Below are 14905 nucleotides of genomic sequence, written 5' to 3'. Positions count from 1 at the left end.
TCCAGGCCAGGCACCCTCACCCCTGCAGTCGGCCGCCGCAGTGCGGCCACGGGCTCGTCCCCCGCCGTACGTACAGCTTCTTGGCCCGGAACGTCTGCTCGGCCGCCGGTGCGTCCTGGGGCCGGCCCGAGCCTCCCAGCCCCTGCCAGGTCCGGGTGTCGAACTGGTACAGCCCGCCGTACGTCCCCGAGGGGTCCACCGCGTTCGGGCGGCCCCCGGACTCGCAGTGCGCCAGGCCCTGCCAGTTCAGGTGGTCGGCGCCCTGGACGGACGTCGGCCTCGGCTTGGTCCCCACCCGAACGACCTGCGTCCGGGGCTCCCGGACCACCTCGACCCTGGTCCGGCGCGGTTTCTGCCGCACCCCGTTGACGGTCCGCAGGGAGTACGTGACCCGGCGCACGCCCGGTGCCCCCGCCTGCTCCACGACCTCCGTGCCCTTGAAGAGGGAGGCGTCCTCGCTCCGCTGCTCGCGGTAGGGGATCTGCTCCTCGCGCACTTCCCTGGACCCCGTGATCCGCAGCACCGTGACGGTCTGGCCCTCGCGGGGGAAGCTGCCCGGCGCCACCGAGGTGGTGTCCATCCCGCTCAGCGTGACCCCGGCCTGCTCGACGGCGTCCGCCACGGTCGCCGCGTTCGTGCGGATGGTCCGCGCCCGGCCGTCGGCCATGATCGTCACGGACCGCTCGGTGCGCACGTCCAGCGCGAGCCCCTCCCGCCCGATCCACCGGGAGCGCGAGGTGGACACGTACGCGCCCTGCGCGCGCACCCCGAGCTGTTCGAGCGCCGCGTCCACCGTGCGTGCCGTGGTCCACACCTCGCGCCGTTGCCCGTCGAGCGTGAGCCGCACCGGCCGCCCGTACCGCACCGCGACCTCGTCGCCGCTGGCGAGCTGTTGGCCGGGGGCGGGCGCGACCACGTCGTGCGCGCCCACCGCGACGCCCTCCTCGGCGAGCAGTTCGCCCACGTCGTCGGCGAAGGTGTGCAGGGTGCGGGGCTTGCCGTCGACGGTGAGCTCGATCGCCTTGTCCTTGGCGACGAACGCGGTGGTGCCGCCGGCGAGGAACGCGACGACGAGCGCCTGCGGCAGCAGCCGGCGCATCGGGCTCTCCGGCCGCTCCGGGTACCGCGCGCGGCGTCGGCGGGCGGCCCGCCGGCCCGCCGAGGCCCGCATCCCGGGGACCGTCGGCAGCTCGGCGCCGGGCGCCTCGTAGGCGGGCCGGTAGGTGTCCACGTACGGCGGGACCGGCGTCCCGTCCACCCCGTACGGGAGCGTGTCCACGGTGTGCGGGTCGGCGGGGGGTGTGTCCCAACCGCCGTACACCGGTGGGTCGTACGGCTCGGTCGGGCCGTAGGACTCGTACGGCTCGTACGTCGTCTCGTACTGCGAGCTGCTCACGCCGACACGCTCCAGGGGCCGAGGGGTCCAGAGGGGTCCGGATCGGGCCCACAGAACCTAGCGGAGCGACCGTCACTCTCCAAAGCGACGCGGCTACCCGGAGTTACGTTCGACGGGGTCAGTACCCGAAGGCGCGTGCGGTGTTCGCGGCGAGTGCCGTGGCCAACGCGTCCTCGTCGATGCCGCGCACGGCGGCCATGGCGCGCACCGTGACCGGAATGAGATAGGGCGCGTTGGGCCGTCCGCGGTACGGCGCCGGCGTCAGGAAGGGCGCGTCGGTCTCCACCAGGAGGAGTTCGAGCGGCGCCACGGCCACCGCGTCCCTGAGGTTCTGGGCGTTCTTGAAGGTGACGTTGCCGGCGAAGGACATGAAGTATCCGGCGGCCGCGCAGATCTGCGCCATCTCGGCGTCGCCGGAGTAGCAGTGGAAGACGGTGCGCTCGGGGGCGCCCTCCTCCTTCAGCACGCGCAGGACGTCCGCGTGGGCGTCGCGGTCGTGGATGACGAGCGCCTTGCCGTGCCGCTTGGCCATCTCGATGTGGGCGCGGAAGGACGCCTCCTGCGCCTCCTTGCCCTCGGGCCCGGTGCGGAAGTGGTCGAGGCCCGTCTCGCCGACGCCCCTGACCTGCGGGAGTGCGGCCAGGCGGTCGATCTCCGCGAGCGCCTCGTCGAGCGCCCCGGTGCCGCCGGCCTCGCGCGCGCCCTGCCGCGACCAGCCGTCGGGGTCGCCGTGGACGATCCGGGGCGCCTCGTTGGGGTGCAGCGCGACGGTGGCGTGGACGGCGTCGTACCGTTCGGCCGTCTCGGCCGCCCACCGGGAGCCCCGGACGTCGCAGCCGACCTGGACGACCGTGGTCACCCCGACCGACGCGGCTTTCGCGAGCCCCTCCTCCACGGTCCCGTCCTGCATGTCCAGGTGGGTGTGGGAGTCGGCGACCGGTACCCGCAGGGGCTCCGGGAGCGGCGGGGCCGCGTTCTTGTCGCGGGGGCTGTTCGAAGGCATGCCCCGATCCTACGAAAGGGGCATGCCGGGCCGGACTGCGGTGCGGTCAGCCCGCCTTGCGCTGGAAGACGTGCAGCAGGTCGGCCAGGTGCCAGTGGTGCTCCGCGCCGGGTTCCGCCGTCGGGCTCCCGGGCACCGGTGCCTCCACGGGCCCGGCGGCGGGCGTGCGGTGCCGGCGGTGGTCCGCGTCACGGGCGGAGGCGACCCGGCCGGGCCGCATGATCCGTACGACGTGGTGGTCGCAGTTCGCGCAGGTGGGCCGGGAGAGCGGAGAGGGCACGACCCGTCCCTCCGCCACGTACTGCACGAACTCCCGGCCGTCGCCGTCGACGTGGTGCTCTATCTCGTACGACTGCTCCCAGCCGTGCCCGCAGCGCATGCAGGCGAAGGAGTAGGACTCGTTGACCACGGCCGTCGCACCGGGGTGCCCTGCGATCTCGCTCATGCCAGCTCCTGTGTGTCCGCTGGTTCGAAGGACGGGTACGTCCCTCACCCCAGTGGACGCCTCCCGGGAGCCGATGGCGACAGGCCTGCCGACTGTTGGACCCGATTTGGACTTTCCTTGCCAAAACGGCCTGCGGAGGGGTGCGGAGCTTTGCATTCCGAGACACCGCTTTGCGCGCACATGGGGCGCACGCTCAGAAGTCATGCGCCCTGCTCAGAGGGGGTGTGACCCACCTCATCCAGCGTCTGGGGAGGGGGCGTTCTTCGCGGCGACGACCGCATCGAAGACCACCCTCTTGGGGACTCCCGCCTCGACGGCCACGGCGGCGATCGCCTCCTTGCGCCGCTCCCCCGCCTCCTCGCGCACCCGCACCCTGCGCACCAGTTCCGCGTCGTCGATCTCCCCGGCCCCCTTCTCGGGCGCCCCCTCGACGACGACGGTGATCTCCCCCCGGACACCGTCCGCGGCCCACTCGGCGAGCGCGCCCAGCGCCCCCCGCTTGACCTCCTCGTACGTCTTCGTCAGCTCCCTGCACACCGCCGCGCGCCGGTCCGCCCCGAAGACCTCGGCCATGGCCGCGAGGGTGTCGTCGAGCCGGTGCGGGGCCTCGAAGTACACGAGGGTGCGCCGCTCCTCGGCGACCTCCCGCAGCCGCGACAGCCGTTCGCCGGCCTTGCGCGGCAGGAACCCCTCGAAGCAGAACCGGTCGACGGGCAGCCCGGACAGCGCGAGCGCGGTGAGCACCGCGGACGGTCCCGGTACGGCGGTGACCCGGACGTCCTTCTCCACGGCCGCGGCGACCAGCCGGTACCCGGGGTCGGACACCGACGGCATCCCGGCGTCGGTGACCAGCAGCACCCGTGCGCCGCCGAGGAGTTCCTCGACGAGCTCGGGGGTGCGGGCGGCCTCGTTGCCCTCGAAGTACGACACGATCCGTCCCTTGGGCGTCACGCCGAGCCCCTGGGTCAGCCGCCGCAGCCGCCGGGTGTCCTCGGCCGCGACCACGTCGGCCCCGGCCAGTTCCGCCGCGAGCCGGGGAGGAGCGTCCGCGATGTCGCCGATGGGGGTGCCCGCCAAGACAAGGGTTCCAGTCACCGCCCCATCCTCCCAGCAGTGCTCCGAACCGGACGCATCCGCCCATGCACGGGACTCACACAGCGCCGTTCCTTACGATGGCGCGGTGACCAGTACCGCGTCCTCCACGGACACCCGGCAGGACCAGGCCCCCCAGGACCGGCGGCCGTCGTGGCAGCAGAGGCTGCGCCGTTTCGGCTACACGCCCGAGGCCAGAGGCGACGTGCGTGAACGCCTGGTTCCGCCCTTCGCGACACCCAGTCCGCGGATGTGGCAGGTGCTGGGCGTGCCCCGGGTGCTCGCCGAGCGGGTCACGCGCTGGTCGGGCTGGCTGGGACCGCTGCTGGTGACGCTGGTGGCGGGGCTGCTGCGGTTCTGGAACCTGGGCAGCCCGAAGAAGGTGATATTCGACGAGACGTACTACGCCAAGGACGCGTGGGCGCTCGTCCACCGCGGTTTCGAACTGAGCTGGGGCAAGAACGTCGACAGCCAGATCCTGTCCTCGAACGGGCATGTGGCGCTGCCGACGGAGGCGGCGTACGTGGTGCATCCGCCGGTCGGCAAGTACGTCATCGGACTGGGCGAGCTGATGTTCGGGTTGAACCCGTTCGGCTGGCGGTTCATGACGGCGCTGCTGGGGACGCTGTCGGTGCTGATCGTGTGCCGGGTGGGCCGCCGGATCTTCCGCTCCACGTTCCTCGGCTGTCTGGCGGGCGCGCTGATGACCGTGGACGGCCTGGCCTTCGTGATGGCGCGGACCGCGCTGCTCGACGGCGTGCTGATGTTCTTCGTGCTGGCCGCGTTCGCCTGCCTGGTCGTCGACCGCGACCGGGCCCGGGAGAGACTCGCGGCCGCGCTGCCGGTCGACTCCCACGGTCTCGTGCGCCCCGACGCGCACATCGCGGACACCCTGCGCCTGGGGTGGCGCCCCTACCGCTGGCTTGCGGGCCTGCTGCTGGGCCTGGCCATGGGCACCAAGTGGAACGGACTGTTCTTCCTCGTCGCCTTCGGCATCATGACGGTGCTGTGGGACGTCGGCGCGCGCAAGGTCGCGGGCGCCCGGCAGCCCTACGTGGCGGTCCTCAAGTACGACCTCGGCATCGCGTTCCTCGCCATGGTGCCGGTCGCGGTCGTCACCTACCTCACCTCGTGGATCGGCTGGATCCTCTCCCCCGCGGACGGCACCGGCGGCTACTACCGCAACTGGGCGGCGACCGACGGCAAGGGCGGCGCCTGGACCTTCCTGCCCGACTGGTGGCGCAGCCTGGTCCACTACGAGCACGAGGTCTACAAGTTCAACGTCGGCCTGTCCTCGCCGCACACCTACATGTCCAACCCGTGGAGCTGGCTCGTCGACGGCCGCCCGGTCTCGTACTTCTACGAGTCCCCCTCGCCCGGCACCGACGGCTGCCCGGTCGACGCGGGCGAGAAGTGCGCGCGTGAGGTCCTGGCCCTCGGCACGCCCCTGCTGTGGTGGGCCGCCTGCTTCGCGGTCCTCTACGTCCTGTGGCGCTGGTTCTTCCGCCGCGACTGGCGTGCGGGCGCCATCGCCTGCGGGATCGCGGCCGGCTACCTGCCCTGGTTCAACTACCAGGAACGCACGATCTTCTTCTTCTACACGATCGTCTTCCTCCCCTTCCTGTGCCTGGCCGTGGCCATGCTCGTCGGCGCCCTCGTCGGTCCCCCGCGCTCCTCCGACACCCGCCGTGTGGCGGGCGCCACGGCAGCGGGCGTCCTGGTCCTCCTGATCACCTGGAACTTCATCTACTTCTGGCCCCTGTACACCGGCACAAGCATCCCGATCGACGACTGGCGGTCGCGGATGTGGCTGGATACATGGGTCTAGGAGACGGGTGTTCACGTATGTGATTGAGCACTCGCTTCAACGAATCGGGAAACTCCTTCCCCGCTTGTCACACCTCCCGCTTAGGCTGCCCACAACAACGGGGAATTCGGGGAGGGGGCCACACCATGGCCAAGGGGGTGAAGGTCGCTGTCGTCAGCACGGTGTTCGCCGTGATGGTCGGCGGGGCCGGATACGGCGCGTACAACTTCGTGTCGGCGCTGAGCGACGACGGGAGCGGCGGGGTCGGGGACGCCAAGCGGAGCGGGCCGCCGAGCGCCGACGAGATCGAGGAGACCTCCGAGGGCTTCTTCACGGCCTGGGAGAAGGGCGACGCGGCGGCCGCGGCCGCGCTGACCAACAACGGCACGGCGGCCGAGGTGCTGCTGACGTCCTACGGCACGGACGCGCACATCGGCGACGTGCGCGTCACCCCCGGGAAGGCGACCGGCGCGACCGTGCCGTACAGCGTGAAGGCGACGGTGTCGTACGACGGGAAGTCCAAGCCGCTGGCGTACCGCAGCGAGCTGACCGTGGTGCGCGGGGTGACCACCGGCAAGGCGCTCGTCGACTGGCAGCCCTCCCTGGTGTACCCGAAGCTCCAGCGGGACGACCGGCTCGCCACCGGCGAGTCCGCGAACCCGTCGATCGAGGCGGTGGACCGCGACGGCAAGGTGCTGACCAAGGAGAAGTACCCCTCGCTGGGCCCGGTCCTGGACGCGCTGCGCGAGAAGTACGGGGACAAGGCCGGTGGCACCCCCGGCGTCGAACTGGTCATCAAGCACCCGGACCAGACCCCCGACACCTCGCTGCTGACCCTGGCCGAGGGCCGGGCGGGCAAGCTGGCGACCACCATCAGCGCCCGCGCCCAGGCGGCCGCCGAGAAGGCGGTCAAGCGGTACAACCAGTCGTCCGTGGTCGCCGTCAAGCCGAGCACCGGTGAGGTGCTGGCCGTGGCCAACAACCGCACCGACGCCTTCAACGCGGCCTTCGAGGGCACCAAGGCCCCCGGCTCCACCATGAAGATCATCACCGCCGCGATGCTCATCGACAACGGCGTGACCTCGATGACCGGCCCGGCGCCCTGCCCGGACAGCGCAGTGTGGCAGGGGCAGACCTTCAAGAACCTCACCAACATGGCGCCCAACGAGGGTGCCTCGCTCGCCAACAGCTTCCTGCGGTCCTGCAACACCGCCTTCATCAAGCTGATCGACGAGAAGCCGCTGACCGACGAGTCGCTGACGCTGGAGGCCCGGAACCGCTTCGGGATCGGCGAGGACTGGAAGACCGGCATCGTCTCCTTCGACGGGAAGGTGCCCGCCGTCAGCGGCCCGGACCGCGCGGCGAACGCGATCGGTCAGGGCCAGGTCCAGATGAACCCGCTGAACATGGCCTCGGTCACCGCCACCGCGATCACCGGCGCCTTCCGCCAGCCCTACCTGGTCTCGCCGAAGCTCGACGACCGCGAACTGGCCACCGCGAAGGGGCTGCCGTACAACACCGCCTCCCAGCTCCGGCAGATGATGCGGCTCACCGCGACCCAGGGCACGGCGGCCCCGGCGATGGCGGGGCTGCGCGGGGACATCGGCGCGAAGACCGGTTCCGCGGAGGTCGACGGGCAGCAGGTGTCCAACAGTTGGTTCACCGGTTTCCGCAACGACGTGGCCGCGGCGGCCATGACGGAGGAGGGCGGCCACGGCGGCGACGCGGCGGGCCCGATTGTCGCAGACGTGCTACGAGCCGCGGGCTGACGTCACCCGGGCGGGACGGGGACTCTAGGCTGTTGCCGTCGTTGGGACTGATGAGGGCAACGGGGACCCTGCACAGCGCGAAGGAAGCGTAGGTCGTGGGTAACAGAAGGCGCGTCGCCGAGCGACGGAAGACCAAGCCCGCCGTGGTCGGCGGGATGATCGCCGTGGTCGTCGGCGGTGCCGGCCTGGGCGTCTACGCGCTGTACGGCGCCGGGGCCGCGGCCGACGACCGCGCGCAGAACACCTCCGTGTCCGCCGAGGACCAGAAGCCGAAGGTCAGGACCGGCCCGCTGTCGGCGAGCGAGGTCACCACCACGGCGACCGCCTTCCTGACCTCCTGGCAGCAGGGCAAGGTGACCGCGGCGGCGGCCGCGACCAGCGACGCCGAGGCCGCCACCGCCCTGCTCACCGGCTGGACCAAGGACGCCCACATCACCGGCGCCACCCTCGCCCAGGGCGCCCGCACCGGCGACAAGGTGCCCTTCTCCGTCAAGGCGACGGTGACGTACAAGGGCATGAGCAAGCCGCTCGTCTACGACAGCTCGCTGACCGTCGTGCGCGACACCGCCACCGGGAAGCCGCGGGTCGACTGGACCGCCTCGGTCGTCCACCCCGACCTGAAGGACGGCGACACCCTGGTCACCGGCGAGTCCGGGACCCCGCCGATCAAGGCGGTCGACCGGGACGGCGGCGAGATCACCGAGGCCGAGTACCCCTCGCTGGGCACCGTCCTGGACGGGCTGCGCGAGAAGTACGGCAAGAAGGCCGGCGGCAAGGCGGGCATCGAGCTGCGGGTCGTCCGCGGGAAGGACTCCAAGTCCTCCGACAAGACCCTGGTGGAGCTCAGCAAGGGCACCCCGGGCACCGTCAGGACGACCCTGAACCCGACGCTCCAGGCGGCGGCCGAGGCACAGGTCGCCAAGCAGGCGAAGTCCTCGGTGGTGGTGCTGCGCCCGTCGACCGGCGAGATCCTCGCGGTGGCCAACGCCGGCCACGGCTTCAACACCGCCTTCCAGGGCTCCCTGGCCCCGGGCTCCACGATGAAGGTCGTCACCTCCTCGCTGCTGATCGAGAAGGGCCTCGCCTCGCCGGACAAGGCGCACCCCTGCCCGAAGTACTTCACGTACGGCGGGTGGAAGTTCCAGAACGACGACAAGTTCGAGATCAAGGGCGGCACCTTCAAGGCGAGCTTCGCCCGCTCCTGCAACACCGCCTTCATCAGCCAGGCGGGCAAGCTGGACGACGACAGCCTGACCGAGCAGGCCCAGCAGGTCTTCGGCCTGTCCATGAACAACTGGGCGATCGGCGTCCCGTCCTTCGACGGCTCGGTGCCGGTGCAGAGCGCGGCCCAGAAGGCGGCCTCGCTCATCGGCCAGGGCGGGGTCCGGATGAACCCGCTGAACATGGCGTCGGTCTCCGCCACCGTCGAGTCGGGCACCTTCAAGCAGCCCTACCTGGTGTCCCCGAGCGTGGACCACCGCACGCTGGCCACCGCCTCGCGCTCGATGTCCTCGGGCACCCTCGCGCAGCTCCGTGAGCTGATGGCGTACACGGCGGGCTACGGCACGGCGGCCGAGGCGATGTCCGGGGTGTACGGCAACGTGGGCGCGAAGACCGGCTCCGCGGAGGTCGACGGCCAGAAGAAGCCGAACGGCTGGTTCACCGCCTACCGGGGCGACCTCGCGGCCGCGGGTGTCGTCCAGGCGGGCGGCCACGGCGGCGACACGGCCGGCCCGATCGTGGCGGCCCTGCTGAAGCTGGGCGGCTAGGCCCGCGTCAGCCCCGTACGGGTGCGGCGGCCATGTAGGTCCGCCGCAGGAACCGCAGCAGGGCCTTCTGCTCGAACTGCACCACCGACACCCCGTGCGGCGAGTGGAACTCCACCACGGCCTGGACCCGCCCGCACGGCCACACCCGTACCGCGCCGCTGCCGGCCGGAGCCCTGAGGCCCTGCTCCAGCAGGGCCCGGGAGAAGGTCCACTCGTGGGTGCCCGGCAGGCCGACCCGGACCGAGCGGGGGTCGGTCTCCGGGTCGTAGCGCAGGACCACCGGGACCGCCTCGTCCTGTGCGATGTCCGCGTCCGAAACGATGTGGGCTCGCGCGTACTGTTCGACTACAGACATCGTGACGGCCCTCTCACGCTGCGTGACCTGTGCGGAAGCTGTGCATCCATTCCCTACCCAGCGTCGCACATTTCCTGCGTTCCGCCCCCGGGACCGAAAGCCCGTGACTTGCTGTTCGTGGCACAGCTCTCTTGCAAAGAGTTCGCAACAAGCCACTATCATCGAACGGTGCATGTGCCTGACGGATTCATAGACGCCCCCATCTCGGCCGCGACCGGTGTGGTCGCCGCGGCCGCCGTCGCGGTGAGCCTGCGCGGTGCCCGCCGTGAGCTGGACGAACGCACCGCGCCCCTGGCGGGCCTGGTCGCGGCGTTCATCTTCGCCGTGCAGATGCTGAACTTCCCCGTCGCCGCGGGGACCAGCGGTCATCTGCTCGGAGGAGCCCTGGCCGCGATCCTCGTGGGCCCCTACACCGGCGTCCTCTGCGTCTCGGTCGTCCTGCTCATGCAGGGCATCCTGTTCGCGGACGGCGGCCTGACCGCGCTCGGCGTGAACATCACCGACATGGCCGTCGTCACGACGGTCGTGGCGTACGCCGTCTTCCGCGGGCTGGTGAAGGTGCTCCCGCGCCGGCGCGGTTCGATCACCGCCGCCTCCTTCGTGGCCGCCGTGCTCTCGGTGCCCGCCGCGGCCGTCGCCTTCACCCTGGTCTACGCCGTCGGCGGCACCACCGACGTCTCCCTGGCCAAGGTCGCCACCGCGATGATCGGCGTCCACGTCCTCATCGGCATCGGCGAGGCGGCCATCACCGCGCTGACCGTCGGAGCCGTCGTCGCCGTACGCCCCGACCTGGTGTACGGCGCGCGGGGCCTGCAGCAGAAGCTCAGGCTGCGGGTCGGCGGCGAGCTGGTCGACGTGCCGGACGCCGCGCCCGTGGCCGCCGCGCGCTCCCACCGCAAGGTGTGGATCACGGGTCTCGTCACCTCCCTGGTGCTCGCCGGGTTCGTCAGCTTCTACGCCTCCGCCAACCCCGACGGGCTGGAGAAGGTCGCCGCCGACAAGGGCATCGACGCGAAGACCGAGAAGCACGCCACCTCGGACTCCCCGCTCGCCGACTACGGCGTGAAGGACGTCGAGAACGCCCGCCTGTCCGGGGGGCTGGCGGGCGTGATCGGCGTCGGCGTGACCGTGGTCGCGGGCACCGGCGTCTTCTGGGCGGTCCGCAGGCGTCGTACGGCCGACGTCTCCCCGGCGAGCACGAGCAGCGTCTGACATGGGGGCGGGGCACGCACACCGGCTGTACCGGCACGGGCACTCGCCCGTGCACGCCCTGCCGCCGCACACGAAACTCGCGGCCGCCTTCGCCTTCGTCGTGGTCGTCGTCTCGACCCCGCGCGAGGCGATGTGGGCGTTCGGCCTGTACGCCGTCCTGCTGGGCGCCGTCGCCCGCGCCGCCCGGGTGCCGGCCGGCTTCCTGCTGAAGCGGCTGCTGATCGAGGTGCCGTTCGTGGCGTTCGCGGTGCTCATGCCGCTCGTCGCGGAGGGCGAGCGGGTCGAGGTGCTGGGCATGTCCCTGAGCGTGAGCGGCCTGTGGGGCGCGTGGAACGTGCTCGCCAAGGGCACGCTCGGCGTCGCCGCGTCCGTGCTGCTCGCCTCCACCACCGAACTGCGCGAACTGCTCCTCGGCCTGCAACGCCTCAGGCTCCCGCCGCTCCTGGTCCAGATCGCGTCCTTCATGATCCGCTACGGCGACGTCATCACCGACGAGATGCGGCGGATGCGGATCGCGCGGGAGTCACGGGGGTTCGAGGCGAGCGGCGTCCGGCACTGGGGCGTCCTCGCGAAGTCGGCCGGCGCGCTGTTCATCCGCTCCTACGAGCGCGGCGAGCGGGTGCACCTGGCCATGGTCAGCCGCGGGTACGCCGGTTCGATGCCGGTCATCGACGAGGTGACCGCGTCCCGGGCGCAGTGGTCGTACGCCTTCGCGCTCCCCGTGACCGCCCTCGTCGTCTGCGTGTTGGGATGGACCCTGTGACAGCTTCCCTCGAAGTGACCGGACTGGCCTTCGCCTACCCCGACGGGCACCAGGCGCTGTTCGGCGTGGACTTCTCGATCGCGCGCGGCGAGCGGGTCGCGCTGCTCGGCCCGAACGGCGCCGGCAAGACCACCCTGGTGCTGCACCTCAACGGCATCCTGAGCGGTGGGGTGGGCACGGTGCGGGTCGCCGGGCTGCCCGTGGACAGGAAGCACATGGCCGAGGTCCGGCGCCGGGTCGGGATCGTCTTCCAGGACCCCGACGACCAGCTCTTCATGCCGACCGTGCGCGAGGACGTGGCGTTCGGGCCGGCGGCGGCCGGGCTCAGGGGGCCCGAGCTGGAGGAGCGGGTGGACCGGGCGCTCGGCCGGGTCGGCATGGCGGAGTTCAAGGACCGGCCCCCGCACCACCTGTCCTTCGGGCAGCGGCGCCGGGTGGCGGTGGCGACCGTGCTCGCCATGGAGCCGGAGATCCTCGTCCTGGACGAGCCCTCCTCCAACCTGGACCCGGCCTCCCGCCGCGAACTGGCCGACATCCTGCGCTCGCTGGACGTGACGGTCCTCATGGTCACGCACGACCTGCCGTACGCGCTGGAGCTGTGCCCGCGTTCGCTGATCCTGAGCGAGGGCACGATCGCCGCGGACGGTAGGACCGCCGAACTCCTCGCCGACGACGAGCTGATGCGCGCCCACCGGCTGGAGTTGCCCTTCGGATTCGATCCGCGGTCCGTGACAATGGGCGCGTGACGAACGAAGAGGACGCCGGATCACCGCTGCTCGACGACCAGTTGTGCTTCGCGCTGTACGCCGCCCAGCGCGCGGTGACCGCCGCGTACCGGCCGCTCCTCGACGAACTCGGGCTCACCTACCCGCAGTACCTCGTGCTGCTGGTGCTGTGGGAGCGCGGGGAGACCAGCGTGAAGGAGCTCGCGGGGGCGCTGCGGCTGGACTACGGCACGATGTCGCCGCTGCTCAAGCGGCTGGAGGCGGCGGGGCTCGTGCGCCGGGAGCGGGCGGCGGCCGACGAGCGCTCGGTGCGTGTCGCGTGCACGGGGCGCGCGGAGGAGCTCAGGGAGCGTGCGGCACGTGTCCCCGGCGCGCTGCTGGAGGCCACGGCGCTCGACGGCACGGAGGCCGCGCGGTTGCGCGAGGAACTGCGGCGGCTCGCGCACCGGGCCGAGGCGGCGGCCGACCGCCCCCGCTGACCTTCTGTTACCCACGGTTGCTACCCCCTGGTAACCCGGTCCCGACCTACCGGCCGGTACCTTGTGCACGATGTACTTGTGCGCACTTCTTTGGGGGGAGACCCGCCATGCCTGAGGAGACCGCCGTCGACACCCGGCCGACGAAGATCATGTACGTGGCGGAGGCCACCGCCCACGGCGGCCGCGACGGCTTCGTCACCAGCCAGGACGGCCAGATCGAGCTGAAGGTCGCGATGCCGCCGGCGCTCGGCGGGGACGGCAACGGCACCAACCCGGAGCAGCTCTTCGCCGCCGGCTACAGCTCCTGCTTCCACAACGCGCTGATCCTCGTCGGCAACCGCGAGGGCTACGACCTGACCGGCTCCACGGTCGCCGCGAAGGTCGGCATCGGCCCCAACAAGCACCGCGGCTACGGCCTCGCGGTCGCCCTCAGCGTCTCCCTCCCGGTCCTCGACGCCGACCTCGCGGCCAAGCTGGTGGACGCGGCCCACGAGGTCTGCCCGTACTCCAACGCGACCCGCGGGAACATCGACGTGACGATTCTGCTTGGCTGAGGGGGGCACCGAGCCAGGCAGCGGGCGGCAGCAGCAGGAGGAGTACGGCGTGGACGTGAACGGCACAGTCGCCGAGGGCTTCGAGCCGGTCAGGGACGTGTTCGCGCGGAACTTCGAGGCGCTCGGGGACCGGGGCGCCGCGGTCGCCGTGTACCGGGACGGACGCAAGGTCGTCGACCTGTGGGCCGGCACCCGGGACGTCGACGGCACCGAGCCCTGGCGGCACGGCACCGCGCAGGTGGTGCGCTCGGCGACCAAGGGCGTCGCCGCCGCCGTACCCCTGATGCTGCATCAGCGCGGGGAGCTGGACCTGGACGCGCCGGTGGCCGAGTACTGGCCCGAGTTCAAGGCGCGCGGCAAGGAGCGGGTGTCGGTCCGGCAGGTCCTGAACCACCGCGCCGGGCTGCCCGTGCTCGACCGCCCGCTCACCCCCGAGGAGGCCCTGGACCCGCTGAGGGGCCCCGAGGCGGTCGCCGCGCAGGCACCCGTCTGGGAGCCCGGCACCGACCACGGGTACCACGCGCTGACGTACGGCTGGATGCTGGACGAGCTGGTGCGACGGGTGACCGGGCTCGGCGCCGGCGAGTGGATCGCGCGGGAGATCGCCGGACCGCTGGGGGCGGAGTTCTGGCTCGGGCTGCCCGCACGGGAGGAGGCGGCCGGGCGCACGGGACGGGTCGGACGCGTCGAGGGGCCGGAGCCCGCCGGCGGTCTGCGCGCCCGCCCCAAGCGGTCCGTCACCGAGGCCTACGAGGATCCCGGCTCCCTGACCCGCCGCGCCTTCGCCGCGATCACCCCCTTCCCCGACCAGAACACGCCGGCGTACCGGGCGAGCGCCCTGCCGGCGACCAACGGGATCGCGACGGCCGACGGGCTGGCGCGCGTCTACGCGGCACTGATCGGCGAGGTCGACGGCGTGCGTCTCCTCGACCCGGCCACCGTCGAACTCGCCCGCGCCGAGGAGTCGGCGGGCCCGGACCGGGTGCTCGTGGTGAACACCCGGTTCGGGCTCGGCTACATGCTGCACGGCAGCGCCTCGCCGTTCCTCGGCGCGGGCTCCTTCGGGCACCCCGGCCGCGGCGGCTCCCTCGGCTTCGCCGACCCGGAGACCGGCATCGCCCTCGGCTATGTCACCAACGGCTTCCGCAAGACGGTCACGGCGGACCCCCGGGCGCAGGCGCTGGTCAGGGCGGTGCGGGCGGCCCTGTGACGGCTACACGTTGATCGAGTGGGACGTCCGCCCGGACGCGTCGTCGATCTCGTCGTGCGCCTTGGTCAGCAACTGCATGGCGAGTTCGTTCAGCGCCCGTGCTCCCGCCACCTCCTCACCGACCCGCGGCTGGTTCGGGTCGCTGCGGTGGCGGCTGGCGTGTCCGCGCGCCCGTATCTCGGTCCCGTCGGGCAGGCGGACCAGAGCGACGGCCTCCGTGTGCCGTTCGTCCTCCCGGAACTCCAGCTCTACGTGCCATCCCACAGCGGTGTGCGTCATGACGGTCACCTCCGGAAACCTCTGCTTCCAGAGTGCTCCTTCCGGCA

The 14905-nt window shown here is 72.0% G+C and carries 15 protein-coding genes; 9 read left to right on the top strand and 6 right to left on the bottom strand.

Annotated elements, in window-relative coordinates; all coding sequences use genetic code 11:
* Positions 1 to 16: 16 nt before the first annotated feature.
* The 4 genes from ACZ66S_RS31225 to rsmI form a co-directional block, all read right to left on the bottom strand.
* On the bottom strand, positions 17 to 1396 hold the full coding sequence (locus ACZ66S_RS31225) for a ubiquitin-like domain-containing protein (RefSeq protein ID WP_469904901.1): 1380 nt from the start codon (positions 1394 to 1396) through the stop codon (positions 17 to 19).
* A gap of 118 nt (positions 1397 to 1514) precedes the next feature.
* Complete coding sequence (locus ACZ66S_RS31220; protein ID WP_469904900.1) at positions 1515 to 2399, bottom strand: TatD family hydrolase; 885 nt, start codon at positions 2397 to 2399, stop codon at positions 1515 to 1517.
* Between the two features lie 46 nt (positions 2400 to 2445).
* Positions 2446 to 2844 carry a hypothetical protein gene (locus ACZ66S_RS31215; RefSeq protein WP_469904899.1) on the bottom strand — a complete coding sequence of 133 codons (399 nt, stop codon included), beginning with the start codon at positions 2842 to 2844 and terminating at the stop codon, positions 2446 to 2448.
* Between the two features lie 234 nt (positions 2845 to 3078).
* Entirely contained in the window at positions 3079 to 3939 is an 861-nt protein-coding gene (gene rsmI / locus ACZ66S_RS31210) for a 16S rRNA (cytidine(1402)-2'-O)-methyltransferase (protein WP_469904898.1), read from the bottom strand.
* Positions 3940 to 4024: 85 nt separating this feature from the next.
* Between rsmI and ACZ66S_RS31205 the strand changes: the two genes are divergently transcribed.
* From ACZ66S_RS31205 to ACZ66S_RS31195, 3 genes are all read left to right on the top strand, one after another.
* Entirely contained in the window at positions 4025 to 5764 is a 1740-nt protein-coding gene (locus tag ACZ66S_RS31205) for a dolichyl-phosphate-mannose--protein mannosyltransferase (RefSeq protein ID WP_469904897.1), read from the top strand.
* A gap of 125 nt (positions 5765 to 5889) precedes the next feature.
* Entirely contained in the window at positions 5890 to 7512 is a 1623-nt protein-coding gene (locus ACZ66S_RS31200) for a penicillin-binding transpeptidase domain-containing protein (RefSeq protein ID WP_469904896.1), read from the top strand.
* Between the two features lie 95 nt (positions 7513 to 7607).
* On the top strand, positions 7608 to 9281 hold the full coding sequence (locus ACZ66S_RS31195) for a penicillin-binding transpeptidase domain-containing protein (RefSeq protein ID WP_469904895.1): 1674 nt from the start codon (positions 7608 to 7610) through the stop codon (positions 9279 to 9281).
* 7 nt (positions 9282 to 9288) lie between these two features.
* Here ACZ66S_RS31195 and ACZ66S_RS31190 read toward each other — a convergent pair whose 3' ends face one another.
* Positions 9289 to 9636: an SsgA family sporulation/cell division regulator gene (locus ACZ66S_RS31190; RefSeq protein WP_053847292.1), complete on the bottom strand. Its 348-nt coding sequence runs from the start codon at positions 9634 to 9636 to the stop codon at positions 9289 to 9291.
* A 168-nt stretch (positions 9637 to 9804) separates the two neighbouring features.
* Here ACZ66S_RS31190 and ACZ66S_RS31185 point away from each other — a divergent pair, with 168 nt between their 5' ends.
* The 6 genes from ACZ66S_RS31185 (at position 9805) to ACZ66S_RS31160 (ending at position 14579) form a co-directional block, all read left to right on the top strand.
* The gene (locus ACZ66S_RS31185) at positions 9805 to 10848 is read left to right on the top strand and encodes an energy-coupling factor ABC transporter permease (RefSeq protein ID WP_469904894.1); all 1044 of its coding nucleotides are present in this window, start codon (positions 9805 to 9807) and stop codon (positions 10846 to 10848) included.
* 1 nt (position 10849) lies between these two features.
* Entirely contained in the window at positions 10850 to 11611 is a 762-nt protein-coding gene (gene cbiQ, locus ACZ66S_RS31180) for a cobalt ECF transporter T component CbiQ (RefSeq protein ID WP_469904893.1), read from the top strand.
* On the top strand, positions 11599 to 12357 hold the full coding sequence (locus ACZ66S_RS31175) for an energy-coupling factor ABC transporter ATP-binding protein (protein ID WP_469904892.1): 759 nt from the start codon (positions 11599 to 11601) through the stop codon (positions 12355 to 12357). Before cbiQ ends, ACZ66S_RS31175 begins: the two co-directional genes overlap by 13 nt.
* The gene (locus ACZ66S_RS31170; RefSeq protein WP_469904891.1) at positions 12354 to 12815 is read left to right on the top strand and encodes a MarR family winged helix-turn-helix transcriptional regulator; all 462 of its coding nucleotides are present in this window, start codon (positions 12354 to 12356) and stop codon (positions 12813 to 12815) included. The genes ACZ66S_RS31175 and ACZ66S_RS31170 overlap by 4 nt, the downstream gene beginning before the upstream one ends.
* 107 nt (positions 12816 to 12922) lie before the next feature.
* Positions 12923 to 13369, top strand: a complete 447-nt coding sequence (locus ACZ66S_RS31165) for an organic hydroperoxide resistance protein (RefSeq protein WP_402650003.1) — start codon at positions 12923 to 12925, stop codon at positions 13367 to 13369.
* A 49-nt stretch (positions 13370 to 13418) separates the two neighbouring features.
* The gene (locus ACZ66S_RS31160; RefSeq protein WP_469905028.1) at positions 13419 to 14579 is read left to right on the top strand and encodes a serine hydrolase domain-containing protein; all 1161 of its coding nucleotides are present in this window, start codon (positions 13419 to 13421) and stop codon (positions 14577 to 14579) included.
* 3 nt (positions 14580 to 14582) lie between these two features.
* On the opposite strand, the gene ACZ66S_RS31155 is transcribed toward ACZ66S_RS31160, so the two are convergent.
* Entirely contained in the window at positions 14583 to 14858 is a 276-nt protein-coding gene (locus tag ACZ66S_RS31155) for a DUF1876 domain-containing protein (RefSeq protein WP_469904890.1), read from the bottom strand.
* Between the last annotated feature and the right edge of the window lie 47 nt (positions 14859 to 14905).

Source organism: Streptomyces sp. NPDC107471 (assembly GCF_055582845.1).
Note: the sequence above shows the minus strand (reverse complement) of the source record. Positions and strands in the feature narration are given on the sequence as shown.

Coding starts and splice junctions, on each gene's coding strand:
- cbiQ (WP_469904893.1), top strand. CDS start 10,850: ATGGGGGCGGGGCACGCACACCGGCTGTACCGGCACGGGCACTCGCCC.
- ACZ66S_RS31215 (WP_469904899.1), bottom strand. CDS start 2,844: ATGAGCGAGATCGCAGGGCACCCCGGTGCGACGGCCGTGGTCAACGAG.
- ACZ66S_RS31190 (WP_053847292.1), bottom strand. CDS start 9,636: ATGTCTGTAGTCGAACAGTACGCGCGAGCCCACATCGTTTCGGACGCG.
- ACZ66S_RS31175 (WP_469904892.1), top strand. CDS start 11,599: ATGGACCCTGTGACAGCTTCCCTCGAAGTGACCGGACTGGCCTTCGCC.
- ACZ66S_RS31155 (WP_469904890.1), bottom strand. CDS start 14,858: ATGACGCACACCGCTGTGGGATGGCACGTAGAGCTGGAGTTCCGGGAG.
- ACZ66S_RS31200 (WP_469904896.1), top strand. CDS start 5,890: ATGGCCAAGGGGGTGAAGGTCGCTGTCGTCAGCACGGTGTTCGCCGTG.
- ACZ66S_RS31220 (WP_469904900.1), bottom strand. CDS start 2,399: ATGCCTTCGAACAGCCCCCGCGACAAGAACGCGGCCCCGCCGCTCCCG.
- ACZ66S_RS31165 (WP_402650003.1), top strand. CDS start 12,923: ATGCCTGAGGAGACCGCCGTCGACACCCGGCCGACGAAGATCATGTAC.